A 14,127-nucleotide genomic window follows, 5' to 3' on the forward strand; every position below is an offset into this window, starting at 1 on the left:
ATCGTGGGGGTATTTTGGGGTATCGGACTCCGCTTTTCGGGGTATCGATGACTCTGACCACTTTGCAGGTGAAGAAGGCCAAAGCTGGCGATCGAAACTACAAGCTTCCAGATTCGAGAGGGCTGTACGCGAATGATTGATACGCGAGCCACGCTGGCCCGTTCCGATGTTGCCCGCCAAAAACCCTTGGGACTTTTTCAACAGCATCGGCCGCTCGCGTCTCCAGCTTCAGCCGGTATCAATAGCAGCCGGTCAGCACGATCGTTTCGGTCGAATGGGCGCAATAATCTGCCACTCCGGCGACCGAGATATGGCTCAGCTATAATGGACCTTCGGCAACGCTGCCAGGATTAGTATGCGGCCTCATCCCCTCACATGACGGGCTATTTCAGGCGCTGCGGAAGGCCGGCGAATATCATCTGCACCTCTTGCGCCGCTGCGGCGACGGCCTGGTTCGCCCGGCCAGCCTCGTCGCGGAAGCGTCGCGCCAGTGCGTTGTCCGGCACGATCCCGAGGCCGACCTCGTTGGCGACGAGGATGAGTTGACCCTCGAACCGCTGAATCGCCTCACAAAGATCGCGCGTCGCGGCGTCGATATCGGCCTCCGCCAGCATGAGGTTGGAAATCCAGATGGTCAGGCAATCGACCAGGGCGACGGCGTCTGCACCGTTGGCAGCGTCGATTGCGGCGGCAAGATCGCGCGGTGCCTCGACCGTTCGCCATCTCTGGTCCCTGTCTGCCCGGTGGCGTGCGATGCGGTCGCGCATCTCCGCATCACGGGCTTCGGCGGTGGCGACGAGGGTGTGCCGCCCCGCGATCGCCTCGGCGCGTGCCTGCGCATATCGGCTCTTTCCCGATCGCGCGCCGCCCAGCACGAAAAGACTCTGTCCGGTCATGCGCTCCGCCCTTTCCCTGGCCTCGCCAGCGCGAGCAGGCCGTCGACATCGACATGCCGGGCCAGTTCGGCCGCCATCTCGTCGAGCGCCGCATCGACGTCGGCATGATAGCCGCGCCCGCCCGCCGCGACGCCGATACGGTCCAGTAGCGCGCGGCGCAGATCGGCGGACGCGAAGAGCCCATGCAGATAGGACCCCATCACCGTGCCGGACGCGCTGATGGCGCCATCGGTCGTTCCATCCTCCAGCGTCGCGAAGGGCCGCGCGAGCCGCGAGCCGCGGCTTTCCCCCATGTGCATTTCATAGCCGTCGATCGCCGCGCCCAGCGCCGCGCCGCGCACGGCGCGGAGCCGCTTGCCGGGTGACAGCAAGGTTTCCACGTCGAGCAGGCCGAGTCCGGCCACGTCCGATGGCTCGCCTTCGAGGCCGAGCGGGTCGGAGATGCTGCGGCCGAGCATTTGGTATCCGCCGCACAGTCCGACGATCAGGCCGCCGCGCCGATGATGGGCGAAAATGTCGATGTCCCAGCCCTCGCCGCGCAGCGCGGCGAGATCCGCGATGGTTGCCTTGGACCCCGGCAGGACGATGATCGCCGCCTCGGCCGGGATGGGACGGCCCGGCGGAATCATCGCCAGCTCGACGCCGGGTTCGAGCTTGAAGGGATCGAGGTCGTCGAAGTTGGCGATGCGGGGCAGGATCGGGCAGGCGATGACCCGCCGCCCCTCGCGTCCGCCGACGCTGCGGTCCAGCACCACCGCATCCTCGCTGGGCAGCCGGGCAGCGGCTGCGAGCCAGGGGACGACGCCGAAGCCCTTCCATCCGGTGCGTGCCTCGATCGCCCGATACCCGTCTTCGAACAGCGCCGGGTCGCCGCGGAACTTGTTGATGAGGAAACCGCGGATCATCGCGGCGTCGGCGGGGTCGATCACCGCCCGCGTCCCGACGAGCGAGGCGATCACGCCGCCCCGGTCGATGTCGCCGATCAACACCACGGGCACATCGGCGGCGCGCGCGAAGCCCATGTTGGCGATGTCGCCACTCCGCAGGTTGACCTCGGCAGGCGAGCCAGCCCCTTCGACCAGCACCAGGTCGCAGCGCGCCCGCAGGCGCACGAAGCTCTGCGTCACTTCGGCCAGCAGGGCGCCCCGCGCCGCGCGGAAATCGCTGCTGCCCAGCGTGCCGCGCACCTGGCCATGAACGACGAGCTGCGACGTTCGGTCCGCCTGCGGCTTCAGCAGGACGGGGTTCATGTCGGTGTGCGGCTCCGCGCGGCAGGCCAGTGCCTGCAATGCCTGCGCCCGGCCGATCTCGCCGCCGTCGGCGGTGACCGCGGCGTTGTTCGACATATTCTGCGGCTTGAAGGGCAGGACAGTCAGCCCGCGATGGACGAGCAGGCGGCACAGGGCGGCGACCAGCACCGATTTGCCGACGTCCGACCCGGTCCCTTGCAGCATCAGAGCGCCCATTCGGCGCCCCCCGCGAAAAGCCAGAGCAGCGCGCAAGCGCCGAGATAGAGACGCAGCGCCCGGCGGATGTCGTCGCTCGACGGCGCCCGCGCTCCGTCGCCGATCCAGGGCTTGTCGTGCATGACGCCGTCATAGGCGATCGGGCCGGCGAGGCGAAGGTCGAGCGCGCCCGCCATGGCGGCCTCCGGCCATCCGGCGTTGGGCGAGGCGTGCTTGCCGGCGTCGCGCCGCAGGATGCGCCAGCCGCCGCCCGCGAGGCAGATCAGCAGAGCGGACAGGCGCGCGGGGACGAGGTTCAGCAGATCGTCGGCGCGCGCCGCCGCCCAGCCGAAGGCGCGCCAGCGTTCCTCGCGGTGGCCGATCAGGCTGTCGGCGGTGTTGATCGCCTTGTAGGTCCAGACCCCCGGCAGCCCCAGGAGCAGCAGCCAGAAGACGGGCGCGGCCACGCCGTCGCAAAAACTTTCCGCGAGGCTTTCGATGGCGGCGCGCGCAACGCCCCTCTCGTCGAGCGCGGCGGTGTCACGGCCGACGATCGCGCCCACGGCGGCGCGCGCGGCGGGCAGGTCGTCGCCGTCGAGCGCGTCGGCGACGGCGCGGACGTGGTCGAACAGGCTGCGCTGCGCGATCGCCGGCCAGGCGAGCAGTGCCGCGACCGCCCAGCCGAACGCGCCGCATGCCCTGAGCAGCAGTGACTGGACGACCCAGGCCGTTCCCCCGGCCAACCCGACTAGCAACAGGACGGTCAGCAGGCCCAGCAGGCGGCGCGTGCCGAAGCGCCGTTCCGGCCCGTTCCAATGCCGCTCGGCGGCGTCGATCAGCCATGCAAACCATCCGACCGGATGCCCTGCCAGCCGATAGAGGGCGCACGGCCAGCCCAGCGCAGCGTCCAGCCCCAGCGCCGCCAATATGATCGGCTCAGCCATCGGAAAGCGCCGCCTTCAGCCGCGGGAGCGCCGCCTCGTCAGTGGGCAGGCCGAAACGCAGCCATTGCGGCTCGTCCGTAAAGGGGCGCGTCAGAATGGCGTGGCGCGCAAGCCGCTCGAACAGCGCCCGCGCATCGGTGGTCTCGACGAGCCGGAACAGCGGACAGGCACCGACCGGTGCATATCCGGCCTCCCGCAACAGCGCGTCGAGCGCGGCGGCTTGCCCTGGCAGACGGCGGCGCGTAGCGGCGATCCAGTCCGCATCCGCATAGGCGGCGGTGCCGATGGCCACGGCGGCGGTGGACACCGGCCAGGCTCCGAGCAGGGCGCGCAGATCGTGCAGCACCGGCCCCGGGCCGAGCACGAAGCCGAGCCGGACCCCGGCGAGTCCGAAGAATTTCCCGAAAGAACGGAAGAGGATCAGGCGCGCGTCGTCGTTCACCGCCGGCGCAATGCTCAACGCGGGATCGAAATCGGCGAAGGCTTCGTCGACCAGCAGCCAGCCGGTTCCGCCCCGGCTCGCGAGCAGTTCACGGAGCATCGCGGGCGGGACGATCCGGCCGTCGGGATTGTTGGGATTGGCGAGGATGATGCTGCCGCCGTGCCGTTCGATTCCGTCGGGATCGGTGGCCATGGCACCCGAAATCATCTCGCCGTGCGTGCGATAGCCGGGTGCGGCATATCGGGCCTCGCCGCCGAGCAGCGCGCCGACCAGGCGGAGGCCGATCTCGGTTCCGGGAACCACGCAGACCTGGTGCGCGGCGACACCGAAATAGGCGGCCGCCACGGCCTCCAGTCCGGCGATGGCGTCATGTTCGGGAAGCCGCCCCCAGTCGATCTCGACGCCGTCCGCATCCGGCCAGGGATTGGGATTGATCCCCGTGGACAGGTCGATCCAGGATTCGCTACCCGTACCGAACCGGTGCTTCGCGGCCGACAGGCCGCCGCCGTGCCATGTCCAAGGCTCGCTCATGCGGCCCGCAGCCACAGCAGCGCGGCGAACAGCGACAGGCTTTCGGTCACTTCGATCCCGGCGCCATGGCCGTCACCCGACACGCCGCCGATTGCGCGGCGCAGCCACCATCCCCAGCCGAGCAGGAAAAGAGGCGTAGCCAGAAGCGCGGGCGACCAGACGGAGGCCGCCGCGAGAAGCCCGCCCCACAGGACGAGGTCGGCGCCGCGGACGAGGCCGCGAAAACGCGACCCCAGCCCCGCGTGAAGATCGGGCAGCCACCGCGACCACGGAAGCGGCCCCATTCGCGCCGCGAAGGGCGCGAGCGCGATGGCGAGGAAGGCCTGCGCGTCGATCAGCGCATGGAGCAGCACCAGCTTGGCGATCAACTGCAAGGCGATCGCGACGACCGCGAAGCTGCCGACATGGGGATCGGACAGGGCGGCGATCATGCGGTCGTGGTCCTTGTGGGCCGCGCCGCGCGCATCGGCGATGTCGCCCAGCCCGTCGAGGTGAAGCGCCCCGGTGACACCCACCCACAGGAGCAGCGCGAGCAGGGCTCCCGACCAGCCGTCCAGCCTTGCGCCGCCCCATGCCCCCGCCGCGACGATAGCGCCGACGAGCAGTCCGACCGCCGGAAACCAGCGCATCGAGGCCGCGAATTCCGGGTTGGAAACGGTGGCCAGACGCGGCGTCGGCAGCCGCGTCAGGAACTGAACGGCGATCAGCAACCCTTTCATGGCCGCAAGCCCGTGATCTGCGCGGCTGGTGTATCGCCCGGCCGCAGGTGCAGCGAGACGAGGACGCCATAGGGCAGATCGAACGACCACAAACGGCGCCGCTCGAAACCGCAGAGACAGTGCAGCGCCGCGCGGATCGTGCCGCCGTGCGTGACGACGAGGGTGGGGACCGGCTCCAGTTCGGCAAGGGCGCGCGATACGCGTGCAACGAGCGCCGACCAGCGTTCGCCGCCCGGCGGCGGGTTGGCGTCGGGGTCGCCCCGGAAACGGGCCATGGCCTCGCGGTCGATCGCGTCCGCCGCTCTGCCGTCCCACGCGCCGAAATCGATTTCGCGCCAGCGGGGGTCGACGGCGAGCGGCCGGGCGAGGACTGCTCCGATCGCTTCGCCCGCGAGGCGGCAGCGTCGCAGGTCCGATGCGATCAGCCGCTCGGCGCCGACGGTGCGGGCCTGCGCAACGCAGGCGGCGATTCCTGCGGCGGTCGGCGCGCCGTCGGTCCGGCCCATCAGCAACCCCGGTCGCTCGGGCGCGCCGTGGCGCAGCAGGTGGAGCGCGAAGCCGCTCATGGCGACGCCGATACGGCTGCTTGGGCAAAGGTCGCCATCCGGTCGTGCGCAGCCAGTGCCGCGCGGACGACACCGGCCGCCACCGCAGCGCCGCTCCCTTCGCCGAGCCGCATCCCGAGCGACAGCAGAGGATCGAGGCCCAATTTGTCGAGCAGCAACGCGTGGCCGCGTTCGGCCGAACAATGGCCCGCGATGCAATGGTCGGCGATGGCCGGATTGTCCGCCGCCATCGGCGCGATCGCCGCACAGCAGATGAAACCGTCGAGAAGCACGGGAACCCCCAGTTGCCGCGCCCGCATTGCCGCACCCGCGATCGCCGCCGTCTCGCGGCCGCCGACGCGGCGCAGCGTCTCGAATGCCGAACGTCCGGCATAGGCATGGACGGCGAGTGCGCGCTCGACCACCTCGACCTTGCGCGTCACGCCCTCTGCTCCGACGCCTGTGCCGGGCCCGACCCAGTCGGCCGCCGTTCCGCCGAGGCTGCGCGCGCATAGCGCCGCGGCGGCGGTCGAATTGGCAATTCCCATCTCGCCGAGTACGATCAGGTCGAGGTCGGGCTCGACCGCCTCCGCCCCGGCGTTGAGTGCGTCGAGGCATTCGGCCTGGGTCATCGCCGGCACCGAGGTAAAGTCGGCGGTCGGCCGGTCGAGGTCGAGCGCGACGATCTCGAGCTCCAGTCCGGCGGTCGCCGACAACGCGTTGATCGCCGCGCCGCCGGTCTCGAAATTGGCGACCATCTGGGCCGTGACGGCGGAGGGAAAGGCGCTGACGCCGTGCGCGGCGACGCCGTGATTGCCGGCGAAGATCGCGGCGCGCGCGCGGTCGAGGCGCGGGCGCTCGCGCGATTGCCAGCCGGCGAAGAAGATAGCGATCTCCTCCAGCCGCCCTAGCGATCCGGCAGGCTTGGTCAGCGACATCTGTCGCGCGCTGGCGGCCTCTTGCGCCTTGCCGTCGGCCTTGCGCGGGCGCGCGAGAGCGGCCTCGAAATCCGCGATCGATGCAAAGGCGGTCATGCGGCGACGAATCCCGGGGGCGGGACGCGGACGAGGAAATGCCCCTTCACGCCGTCCGGCCAATCGGCATAGGCGACGCGGCCTTCGGCGCTGGCGGTGTGGTGCACGGCATAATCGAGGATGGCGCGCGCTGCCGCTTCGTCCGGCGCGAAGCGGCCAAGCACATAGCCCAGCTTCCCCGGCGCGCGGATATGGACGGTGCAGAAGTCCTTGCAGGCGAACAGGCAGGGCATCTCTTCCACCGCGATCCGCGCATAGACGGGCTCGCTGTCGGCAAGGTCGCGCAGCAGCCCGGCGAGCCGCGCCCCGCCGCGCACGCCCTCTCCATCCTCGCGCGCGTCTCCGCTGTGGCGGCAGCTATTGCACGCGATGACCGAAGGGCCGTCGGCGGCGGGACGAAGCATCGTCATGCGGCCTGCGGCTTCGGTTCGTTCGCGGGCATTCCGAGGCCGAAGCCCGCGCGCGCCAGCAGGACCTGCACCGCGAGCAGACCGGCGAAGATCGCGCCATAGCGGACGAACTGGCGCAGCAGCACCTCGCCCGAAAAGGCCGACCAGCCATGGTCGAGCAGTGCCACCCAGGCGAGAATGCCGAGCTTGAAGCCGATGAAGGCGGCGGCATAGCTGGCGCTCATCCGCGCGGCCGGGGACTGGCTGCGCATCGAGCGCGCGACGGCGTCGGCCGACAGCAGCGAGGCGACGGCGGCCGTCGCGAGTGCGAAGGGCCATGCCATGCTGCCCATGCCGTGCGTGATGAGGATCACGGCCTGCGCGGCGAACCAGGCGACAAACATCAGGATCAGCCCGTCGCGCCGCGACACGTGCGTCGCGGCGAGGGCGGCAAGCGACGGAAAGGGCGTTGCGCAGGCCAACAGCAGCGAGGCGATCGTGCTGACCCCGGCCATGGTGCCGACCCACATGTTCCGCGCGAGCGCGGTCGAAGGCGTCTTCATATTCTTCTCCTCTGGCTGAAAATCGCGGCGCATCAGAAACGCCCCCGGAAACCGGCATAGATGCTGCGGCCCAGCGTGCCGTAACGGTAGGCCGTCCTATAATGCTCGTCGAAGATGTTCTCTGCCCGCGCGAAGAAGCGGATATTTTCCGACAATCTCAACTCGGCGCGCAGGTCGATAAGCGTGTAATCGCCCAGCACGAGGCTGTTCGACGCATTGTCGAAGCTCTTGCCCGACCAGCGCAGCGCCGCTCCGACATCGAAACCGAAGGGAAGGGCGTAGCGGACCGATGCATTCGCCGCGTGGCGCGGACGGCGCGGCAGGTCCCTGCCGAAATTGGTCGCGCCCGGCGAACGGTCCTCGGCCACGATCCAGCCATAATTGCCGTCGAGCGTCAGCGCGCCCAGCGTCAGCGCCGCCGCCGCCTCGATCCCATGCGCCTCGCCGCGCGCGACGTTGGAATAATAACCCGAACGGCGCGCCGAATCGCCGGGGACGAAGCAGAGCGGATTGGGGGTGGTGGGCGAGCAGGCATTGAAGATGATCTGCCCGGTCGTGATGCGATCGAACCAGGTGGCGCCGACGGTCAGCGCGCGGCCGAGAAATTGCTGCTCGACCCCGGCTTCCCAGCCATGCGCTTCCTCCGGGTCGAGCGCGACATTCCCATACTCGCTGAACATCTGATACAGCGTCGGCGCCTTGAAGCCTTCGCCGTAACTCGCGCGCAGGACGGTGCCGATCGGCAGCCGCCAGACCCCGCCCGCCGCGAACAGCGTCCGCCCGCCGAAACGGTCGTGATCGTCCTGGCGGATGCCGCCGTTGATCGTCAGCCCGTCCAGGGGCTCGATGCTGAGCTGGCCATAGAGGCTCGTCACGTCCGCCTTGCCGATCGTGAAGTCGGGAAGGGGCGTTGCCAGCGAACCCGAAGGCGAACGGCTCCGGAACCTCGACCGTTCATTCTCGAAGCCGAAGACAGCGCTGACGCCGCGCGTGATGTCGATATTGCCCTGATATTCCCAACGGCGATTTTCCCCCATGGCCTGAAGGCTGACGGGACGGGCGCGTAGCGGCCCGTAGTTGGTGCGGTCGGTGTTGGTGTAGGAATAGGAGATCCGATTGCGGAAACGCCCGTCCAGCAGGTCCAAGTTGGCGCTCGCATAGCTCACGAATTCCTCGTTGAGCGCGTAATCGGGGGTGTCGCCGCCCGTCGAATCGAGATCGACGCGCGCGGTGGAATAATAGCCGCGCACCTCGACGCTGAGGTTCGGGGCAAGCGCCAGTTCGGCGCGGCCCGTCACGCTGCGGTTGCGATAGCCATCGCGCTCGCCGCCGCCGAAGGCCGGGGCGATCGCCGAAATGCCGTCGGTGGTGAAGCTTTGACCGCCGAGGCGCCAGCTCAGCAGTCCCGTGCGGCCGCCGACCGCGGCGCGCGCGCTGACCGTGTTGCGCGAACCGGCCTCGATGTCGAAGCTGCCTTCCAGCGGCTTTTCGGGAATAGCAGTGACGATATTGACGACGCCGCCGATCGCTTGGCTGCCCCACAGAGTCGATTGTGGGCCACGCAGGATTTCGATCCGCTCTATGTCGCCCACCAGCAGATGCGCGAAATTATAACCGCCACCGGCCGCAGATGGATCGTTGAGCTTCACGCCATCGATCACGACGACGGCATGATCGGGCTCGGCCCCGCGGATGCGGAGCGACGTCGCAGTGCCGTAGCCGCCGTTGCGCGACACAGTGATCCCCGGCGTGCGGAGCAGGATTTCGGTCACGCCGATATCCTGCGACCGGTCGATCGCCGCCTTGTCGAGAACGGTGATGCTCGAGGGCACTTCGTCGAGCGCGACGGCGGAGCGTGTCGCGGTGACGACAATCCCGCTGTCATCGTCGGCGATGGCGTGGACCATATCGGGCGCCTCGGCCCAGGCCGGAAAAGCCGCCGCGAGCGCGACAAGCGAAAGCGAACTTCGGAAACAATGTTCGAACATGATGACCCCATAGACAAGGCCGCTGCCCGCGGGATCGATGCGGTTCGTCCAGGGACGCACGACATCGGCCCGCGCAGGCGCACGGCCACCATTGTCGTCGTTCGGGTTCACCCCCGTCCGCTCGGAACACCCTGTCCGCGCGAAAGACGACGGCGACGGGCAGGTCTCCTGGCTCGCGGGTCAAGGCCGGTCCGGGCCGCCTTCTCAGGACCGGCTGGTCCCAATGGCATATGGCCCGATGGCTCTCCGCTTACAGTTGCAGGGGCAGCCGGGGTTTTGCACCCCATTCCCTTTCAATCCCCTCTCGGGGAACCTGTCGCGGCCCGCTCGTTAGGCAAATCGCGTCAGGCGATCAAGTGAAAGAAGCTGCCGGTGACATGGCCGGCGCGATGTCCGGCGGGACCGAGGTCGCGGCCGGCCGCATCGGCGAGGAGGGCGAAGGGGGCGCCTTCGTCGGCCGATACGACGGTCGCATAATGATATTCATGGCCCCACAGCGGCGTCGCGGCATCGGCGAAGCGCGCCGGCTCGGTCAGCCGCGCTTGTCGATAGCCGAGCGACATCTTCCTTTTGGCGAAGCTGGTATCGACCGGCAGCAGCCCGGCCATCGGATGCACGATGCCGTCTGCGTCCTCGATGCTGCGGCCGAGCAGCATATAACCGCCGCACTCGCCATGCACCGGCGCGCACGCCGCGAAGTCGCGCAGCCCCGCCATGAAGCGCGCATTGCTCGCGAGCCTGCCCGCGTGCAGTTCGGGATAGCCGCCCGGGAGCCAGCAGGCATCGCAGTCCGCCGGTGGCGGTTCATCGGCCAGCGGCGCGAAGGTGCGGATTTCCGCGCCCGCCGCGTGCCACCATGAAGCGAGATGCGGATAGAAGAAGGCGAAGGCATCGTCGGCGGCGAGGGCAATGCGCTGCCCCGGTGGACGCAGGCGCGGCTGGGCAGGGGCGGCGGGAAAGGTCGCATGCGCCGCCGCGCGGATCGCGTCGAGGTCACAATCGCGCGCGAGGATCGCCGCGACGGCATCGATGCGATCGTCCAGCGCGCCATCCTCACGCGCCTGCACCAGCCCAAGGTGGCGCGAGGCGACCGCCAGCGCCGGATCGCGACGGATCATGCCACACAGCGGCAGGTCGAGGACGCCGAATCCTTCGGCGATCATCGCGGCATGGCGGTCGCTCGCGACGCGGTTGACAATCACTCCGGCCACCGGCGGCGCGCCGGGAAAGGTCGCAAGGCCATGCGCGACCGCCGCGACGCTCTGGCCCGCGCCCTCTGCGTCGACGACGAGCAGCACCGGCCAGCCCGTCAGCCGCGCGACCTCGGCCGCCGTGCTGCCCCGGCCCGCGCCGTCGAACAATCCCATCGCGGCCTCGGCGACGACCAGGTCGACGCCGCCGGCCGCCTGTGCCGCCAGCCCCCGCAGCATCGCCGGTGTCATCGCGAAGCCGTCGAGATTGATCGACGCCCTTCCGGTCGCGGCGGCGTGAAAGCCGGGATCGATATAATCGGGTCCGCATTTCGCCGCCGCTACGCGCAGCCCGGCGTGCCGAAAGGCGCGCTGGAGCCCGATGGCGACGAGCGTCTTGCCGGCCCCGGAGCGCGGCGCTGCGACCAGCAGCCCCGGCGCCGGCTGGCCGGTCAAAACTCGATGCCCCGCTGTGCCTTCACGCCCGACCGGAACGGGTGCTTCACCTGCACCATCTCGGTGACGAGGTCGGCGGCTTCGGTCAGCGCCTCGGGCGCGTTGCGGCCGGTGACGATGACATGCTTCATCGCGCTTCGGTTCCGCAGGCCCGCGACGACCTCCTCGACGGGCAGATACTCGTAGCGCAACGCGATGTTGAGTTCGTCGGCGACCACCATCGCGATGTCGGGATCGGCGATCATTCGCTTCACCTCGTCCCATCCGGCACGCGCCCAGGCGATGTCGCGCGCGCGGTCCTGCGTGTCCCAGGTGAAGCCTTCGCCCATGACCTTGTGTTCGATCTGTCCGGGAAAGGCCGAATAGACCGCCTTCTCGCCGGTCGCCCAGCCGCCCTTGATGAACTGGACGATGCCGACCTTCATCCCGTGGCCCAGCGCGCGGCACACCATGCCGAAGGCCGCGGTCGACTTCCCTTTGCCCTTGCCGGTGTGGACGATCAGCAGGCCCTTCTCCTGCGTCTTGTCGGCCATGATCCTGGCCTTGGCGGCCTGCCGCTTGCGCGCCTTTTCATTATGGCGTTCGTTGATTTCGTCTTCGGCCATCTTTCCCTCCGGGTACGACGTCGCTCTGGCGCGGCGCCGACCGGCACCGCACCGCTGATTTTCGTCGCCGGAACGGGTGATCCGTGCCTTGGCCTATCCCTGGACCTAAGGCATTGAGCGACCCGCGCCGGCAGGTCTCCTGGCTCACGGGTCTTCGCTCGATGCACGCCTTCCCGGTTTCACCCAGTGGTCGCCTTGGACTGTCGCCCAGGCCTGTGCATCGCGCTCGCCGCTTACAGTTGCAGGGACAGCCATGGATTCGGCCGCGAACGAACACGGCTCCACCATATTCCCTATTATGCCCTCGCGGGCACCGGTGCGGTTGCGCAAAGGCAATTGCCTTCACTCGCCCGAAATTAGCGCATGGTTCGTCTTAATCAACATATACGACGATTCCGTCTATAATGGCGGCTGGCTCGTTTCGCGGCTCGATCGGCTGTCAAACGTCCGCTTCCAACGCTTCGCACCTCAAAAGCGGACGCGCCTGAGAGCGGATCGTCTGGATTTGGGTCGCGAAAGCGGACATGCATAAGCAGATGGTCCGATTTTGATATAGTTTCGTCCGCTTATCCGCAGGGCGTGCGCACGCGGGTCCGCCCTGGATGGTGTTGGCGATAGGCCGTGCCGGATCACGACGCTTGGCTCCCGGATGGTGGCGGCGGGAACGGCGGCGCACGGGCGAGGAGCCCAGGCGCCTTCTTCTGCGCCATCGCTCTTGCCGCAACCGGCATCGTCTGGCTCTGATCAATGAGTCCTAAACTCTAAGTTAGCTGCCGGGTCCACCATTTTCCTTGCCAACATGCATGTAAGTTGGTCCATTGGCTCCTCACGAACAGGGGAGGGCGCGATGGCCAAGACACGGATGATATTGATGGGAGGCCTGGCGATTGTCGCTGTCGCCGTGGGAGCTGTGGCCGTGCGCACCGCGAACTTCGCGCCCGCGAACCTTGCCGATGGCAGCGACGTGACGCTGGCGGCCGCACCGGCCTATGATCTCGACGCCGCGGTCCGGCATCTGAGCGCCGCCGCGCAGATCCGCACCATCTCGCATCAGAACCCCACCGACAACGAAAGCGCCGAATGGGACCGGCTGCACGCCTGGCTCGCCAGCACCTATCCCGCCGCCCATGCCGCGATGACGCGCACGATCCTGCCCAACCGCACGCTCGTCTATCATTGGCCGGGCAGCGATGCCGCGCTCGCCCCGATCATCGTCATGGCGCATCAGGACGTCGTGCCGGTGACCGAGGGGACCGAGGGCGACTGGAAATATCCGCCCTTCTCGGGCCAGATCGCCGAAAAGGCGGTGTGGGGCCGCGGCACCGTCGACGACAAGGGCTCATTGGTCGGGCTGTTCGAAGCCCTCGAGGCGCTCGCCACGGCCGGTTTCCAGCCGAAGCGCGGCATCTATCTCGTCTCGGGCCATGACGAGGAGGCCGGCGGCTCGGGCGCCATCGCCGCGGCCGCGAAGCTGAAGGCCGAGGGCGTGAAGGCGATCTTCACCATCGACGAGGGAAGCCTTGTCCTCACCGACACTCCGGTGATCGACGGTCCCGCGATCATGATCGGCATCGGCGAAAAAGGCTATGCCACGCTGAGGGTCACGGCAAACGCCCCCGGCGGTCACAGCTCGATGCCGCCCGCCGAAACGGGCGTGACGGTGCTAGCGAAGGCGGTGCTCGCGATCGCCGACGATCCGTTCCCGCTTGAACTGCGCGGCCCGGGGCTGTCGATGATCGAGGCGCTCGCGGCCGAGAAGGGCGGAACGACCAAGATGGCGGTCGCCAACCGCTGGCTGTTCGCGCCGCTGCTGAAGCGCCAGCTTGCCGACTCGCCCTCGACCGCCGCGGCCTTCCACACGACGATCGCGCCGACGATGCTGGAGGGAAGCCCGAAGGAGAATGTGCTGCCCCAGTCGGCCAATGCGCTGATCAACTATCGCATCGCGCCGTGGAACAGTTCGAAGGACGTGATGGCGCGCGCTAAGGCTGCGGTCGGCGACGCGAAGGTCGACCTGGGCTGGGTCAAACCGCCGCGCGAGCCCTCGCGCATCTCCTCGACCAGTTCGCAGGGGTGGAAATGGATCGCCGCCGCCGCGCGCGCCGACGCGCCCGAGGGCGTGCTGACCCCGACGCTCGTCGTCGCGGGAACCGACAGCCGCAGCATGGAGCCGGTATCCGAAGACGTCTATCGCTTCATGCCGATGCACTTCACGCTCAAGGAGGCCGGGATGATCCACGGCACCAACGAGCATATAGCCATCGACAGCTTCAAGCGGATGATCGATTTCTATGCGCGGCTCATCGCGACCTCGACCGGCTGACATATCCACGCGGCGAGACGTGCGATATCGTCGCCGGGCCGCAATCCTGAACCGGCG

At 68.6% G+C, this 14,127-nt stretch carries 13 protein-coding genes and 2 riboswitches; of the genes, 1 reads left to right on the forward strand and 12 read right to left on the reverse strand.

The genetic code is table 11. The features are described 5' to 3' along the window. Positions 1-383: 383 nt before the first annotated feature. The 12 genes from cobU to cobO form a co-directional block, all read right to left on the reverse strand. Entirely contained in the window at positions 384-896 is a 513-nt protein-coding gene (gene cobU, locus FHR21_RS16515) for a bifunctional adenosylcobinamide kinase/adenosylcobinamide-phosphate guanylyltransferase (protein WP_184100308.1), read from the reverse strand. Further along, positions 893-2,362 carry a cobyric acid synthase gene (locus tag FHR21_RS16520; protein ID WP_184100310.1) on the reverse strand — a complete coding sequence of 490 codons (1,470 nt, stop codon included), beginning with the start codon at positions 2,360-2,362 and terminating at the stop codon, positions 893-895. Before FHR21_RS16520 ends, cobU begins: the two co-directional genes overlap by 4 nt. Then, positions 2,350-3,285 (reverse strand): adenosylcobinamide-phosphate synthase CbiB, encoded by a 936-nt coding sequence (cbiB, locus tag FHR21_RS16525; RefSeq protein WP_184100311.1) that lies wholly within the window; start codon positions 3,283-3,285, stop codon positions 2,350-2,352. The genes FHR21_RS16520 and cbiB overlap by 13 nt, the downstream gene beginning before the upstream one ends. After that, positions 3,278-4,258: a threonine-phosphate decarboxylase gene (locus FHR21_RS16530; RefSeq protein ID WP_184100312.1), complete on the reverse strand. Its 981-nt coding sequence runs from the start codon at positions 4,256-4,258 to the stop codon at positions 3,278-3,280. Before FHR21_RS16530 ends, cbiB begins: the two co-directional genes overlap by 8 nt. After that, entirely contained in the window at positions 4,255-4,977 is a 723-nt protein-coding gene (locus tag FHR21_RS16535; protein WP_184100313.1) for an adenosylcobinamide-GDP ribazoletransferase, read from the reverse strand. Before FHR21_RS16535 ends, FHR21_RS16530 begins: the two co-directional genes overlap by 4 nt. Next, complete coding sequence (locus tag FHR21_RS16540; protein ID WP_184100314.1) at positions 4,974-5,543, reverse strand: histidine phosphatase family protein; 570 nt, start codon at positions 5,541-5,543, stop codon at positions 4,974-4,976. Before FHR21_RS16540 ends, FHR21_RS16535 begins: the two co-directional genes overlap by 4 nt. After that, positions 5,540-6,556: a nicotinate-nucleotide--dimethylbenzimidazole phosphoribosyltransferase gene (gene cobT / locus FHR21_RS16545; RefSeq protein ID WP_184100315.1), complete on the reverse strand. Its 1,017-nt coding sequence runs from the start codon at positions 6,554-6,556 to the stop codon at positions 5,540-5,542. The genes FHR21_RS16540 and cobT overlap by 4 nt, the downstream gene beginning before the upstream one ends. Continuing rightward, positions 6,553-6,960, reverse strand: coding sequence for a DUF1636 domain-containing protein (locus tag FHR21_RS16550; RefSeq protein ID WP_184100409.1), 408 nt, complete (start codon positions 6,958-6,960; stop codon positions 6,553-6,555). Before FHR21_RS16550 ends, cobT begins: the two co-directional genes overlap by 4 nt. A 2-nt stretch (positions 6,961-6,962) precedes the next feature. Continuing rightward, entirely contained in the window at positions 6,963-7,508 is a 546-nt protein-coding gene (locus FHR21_RS16555) for a hypothetical protein (protein ID WP_184100316.1), read from the reverse strand. Between the two features lie 32 nt (positions 7,509-7,540). Then, the gene (locus FHR21_RS16560; protein WP_476712846.1) at positions 7,541-9,607 is read right to left on the reverse strand and encodes a TonB-dependent receptor plug domain-containing protein; all 2,067 of its coding nucleotides are present in this window, start codon (positions 9,605-9,607) and stop codon (positions 7,541-7,543) included. A gap of 30 nt (positions 9,608-9,637) precedes the next feature. Next, positions 9,638-9,828: riboswitch (cobalamin riboswitch) on the reverse strand. Between the two features lie 12 nt (positions 9,829-9,840). After that, positions 9,841-11,142: a cobyrinic acid a,c-diamide synthase CobB gene (locus tag FHR21_RS16565; protein WP_184100317.1), complete on the reverse strand. Its 1,302-nt coding sequence runs from the start codon at positions 11,140-11,142 to the stop codon at positions 9,841-9,843. Continuing rightward, complete coding sequence (gene cobO, locus FHR21_RS16570) at positions 11,139-11,747, reverse strand: cob(I)yrinic acid a,c-diamide adenosyltransferase (RefSeq protein WP_184100319.1); 609 nt, start codon at positions 11,745-11,747, stop codon at positions 11,139-11,141. Before cobO ends, FHR21_RS16565 begins: the two co-directional genes overlap by 4 nt. A 112-nt stretch (positions 11,748-11,859) precedes the next feature. Further along, positions 11,860-12,080: riboswitch (cobalamin riboswitch) on the reverse strand. A 538-nt stretch (positions 12,081-12,618) separates the two neighbouring features. Here cobO and FHR21_RS16575 point away from each other — a divergent pair. Beyond that, positions 12,619-14,070, forward strand: a complete 1,452-nt coding sequence (locus FHR21_RS16575; RefSeq protein ID WP_246427286.1) for a M20 family peptidase — start codon at positions 12,619-12,621, stop codon at positions 14,068-14,070. Positions 14,071-14,127 lie beyond the last annotated feature (57 nt).

Origin of the sequence: Sphingopyxis panaciterrulae (genome assembly GCF_014199295.1) — a bacterium.
GTDB lineage: Bacteria > Pseudomonadota > Alphaproteobacteria > Sphingomonadales > Sphingomonadaceae > Sphingopyxis > Sphingopyxis panaciterrulae.

Bases quoted from the DNA above. Each gene is read 5' to 3' on its own strand.
- FHR21_RS16540 (WP_184100314.1), bottom strand. From the start codon at position 5,543: ATGAGCGGCTTCGCGCTCCACCTGCTGCGCCACGGCGCGCCCGAGCGA.
- cobU (WP_184100308.1), bottom strand. From the start codon at position 896: ATGACCGGACAGAGTCTTTTCGTGCTGGGCGGCGCGCGATCGGGAAAG.
- cobT (WP_184100315.1), bottom strand. From the start codon at position 6,556: ATGACCGCCTTTGCATCGATCGCGGATTTCGAGGCCGCTCTCGCGCGC.
- cobO (WP_184100319.1), bottom strand. From the start codon at position 11,747: ATGGCCGAAGACGAAATCAACGAACGCCATAATGAAAAGGCGCGCAAG.
- FHR21_RS16575 (WP_246427286.1), top strand. From the start codon at position 12,619: ATGGGAGGCCTGGCGATTGTCGCTGTCGCCGTGGGAGCTGTGGCCGTG.
- FHR21_RS16555 (WP_184100316.1), bottom strand. From the start codon at position 7,508: ATGAAGACGCCTTCGACCGCGCTCGCGCGGAACATGTGGGTCGGCACC.
- FHR21_RS16530 (WP_184100312.1), bottom strand. From the start codon at position 4,258: ATGAGCGAGCCTTGGACATGGCACGGCGGCGGCCTGTCGGCCGCGAAG.
- FHR21_RS16520 (WP_184100310.1), bottom strand. From the start codon at position 2,362: ATGGGCGCTCTGATGCTGCAAGGGACCGGGTCGGACGTCGGCAAATCG.
- FHR21_RS16535 (WP_184100313.1), bottom strand. From the start codon at position 4,977: ATGAAAGGGTTGCTGATCGCCGTTCAGTTCCTGACGCGGCTGCCGACG.
- FHR21_RS16550 (WP_184100409.1), bottom strand. From the start codon at position 6,960: ATGCTTCGTCCCGCCGCCGACGGCCCTTCGGTCATCGCGTGCAATAGC.
- cbiB (WP_184100311.1), bottom strand. From the start codon at position 3,285: ATGGCTGAGCCGATCATATTGGCGGCGCTGGGGCTGGACGCTGCGCTG.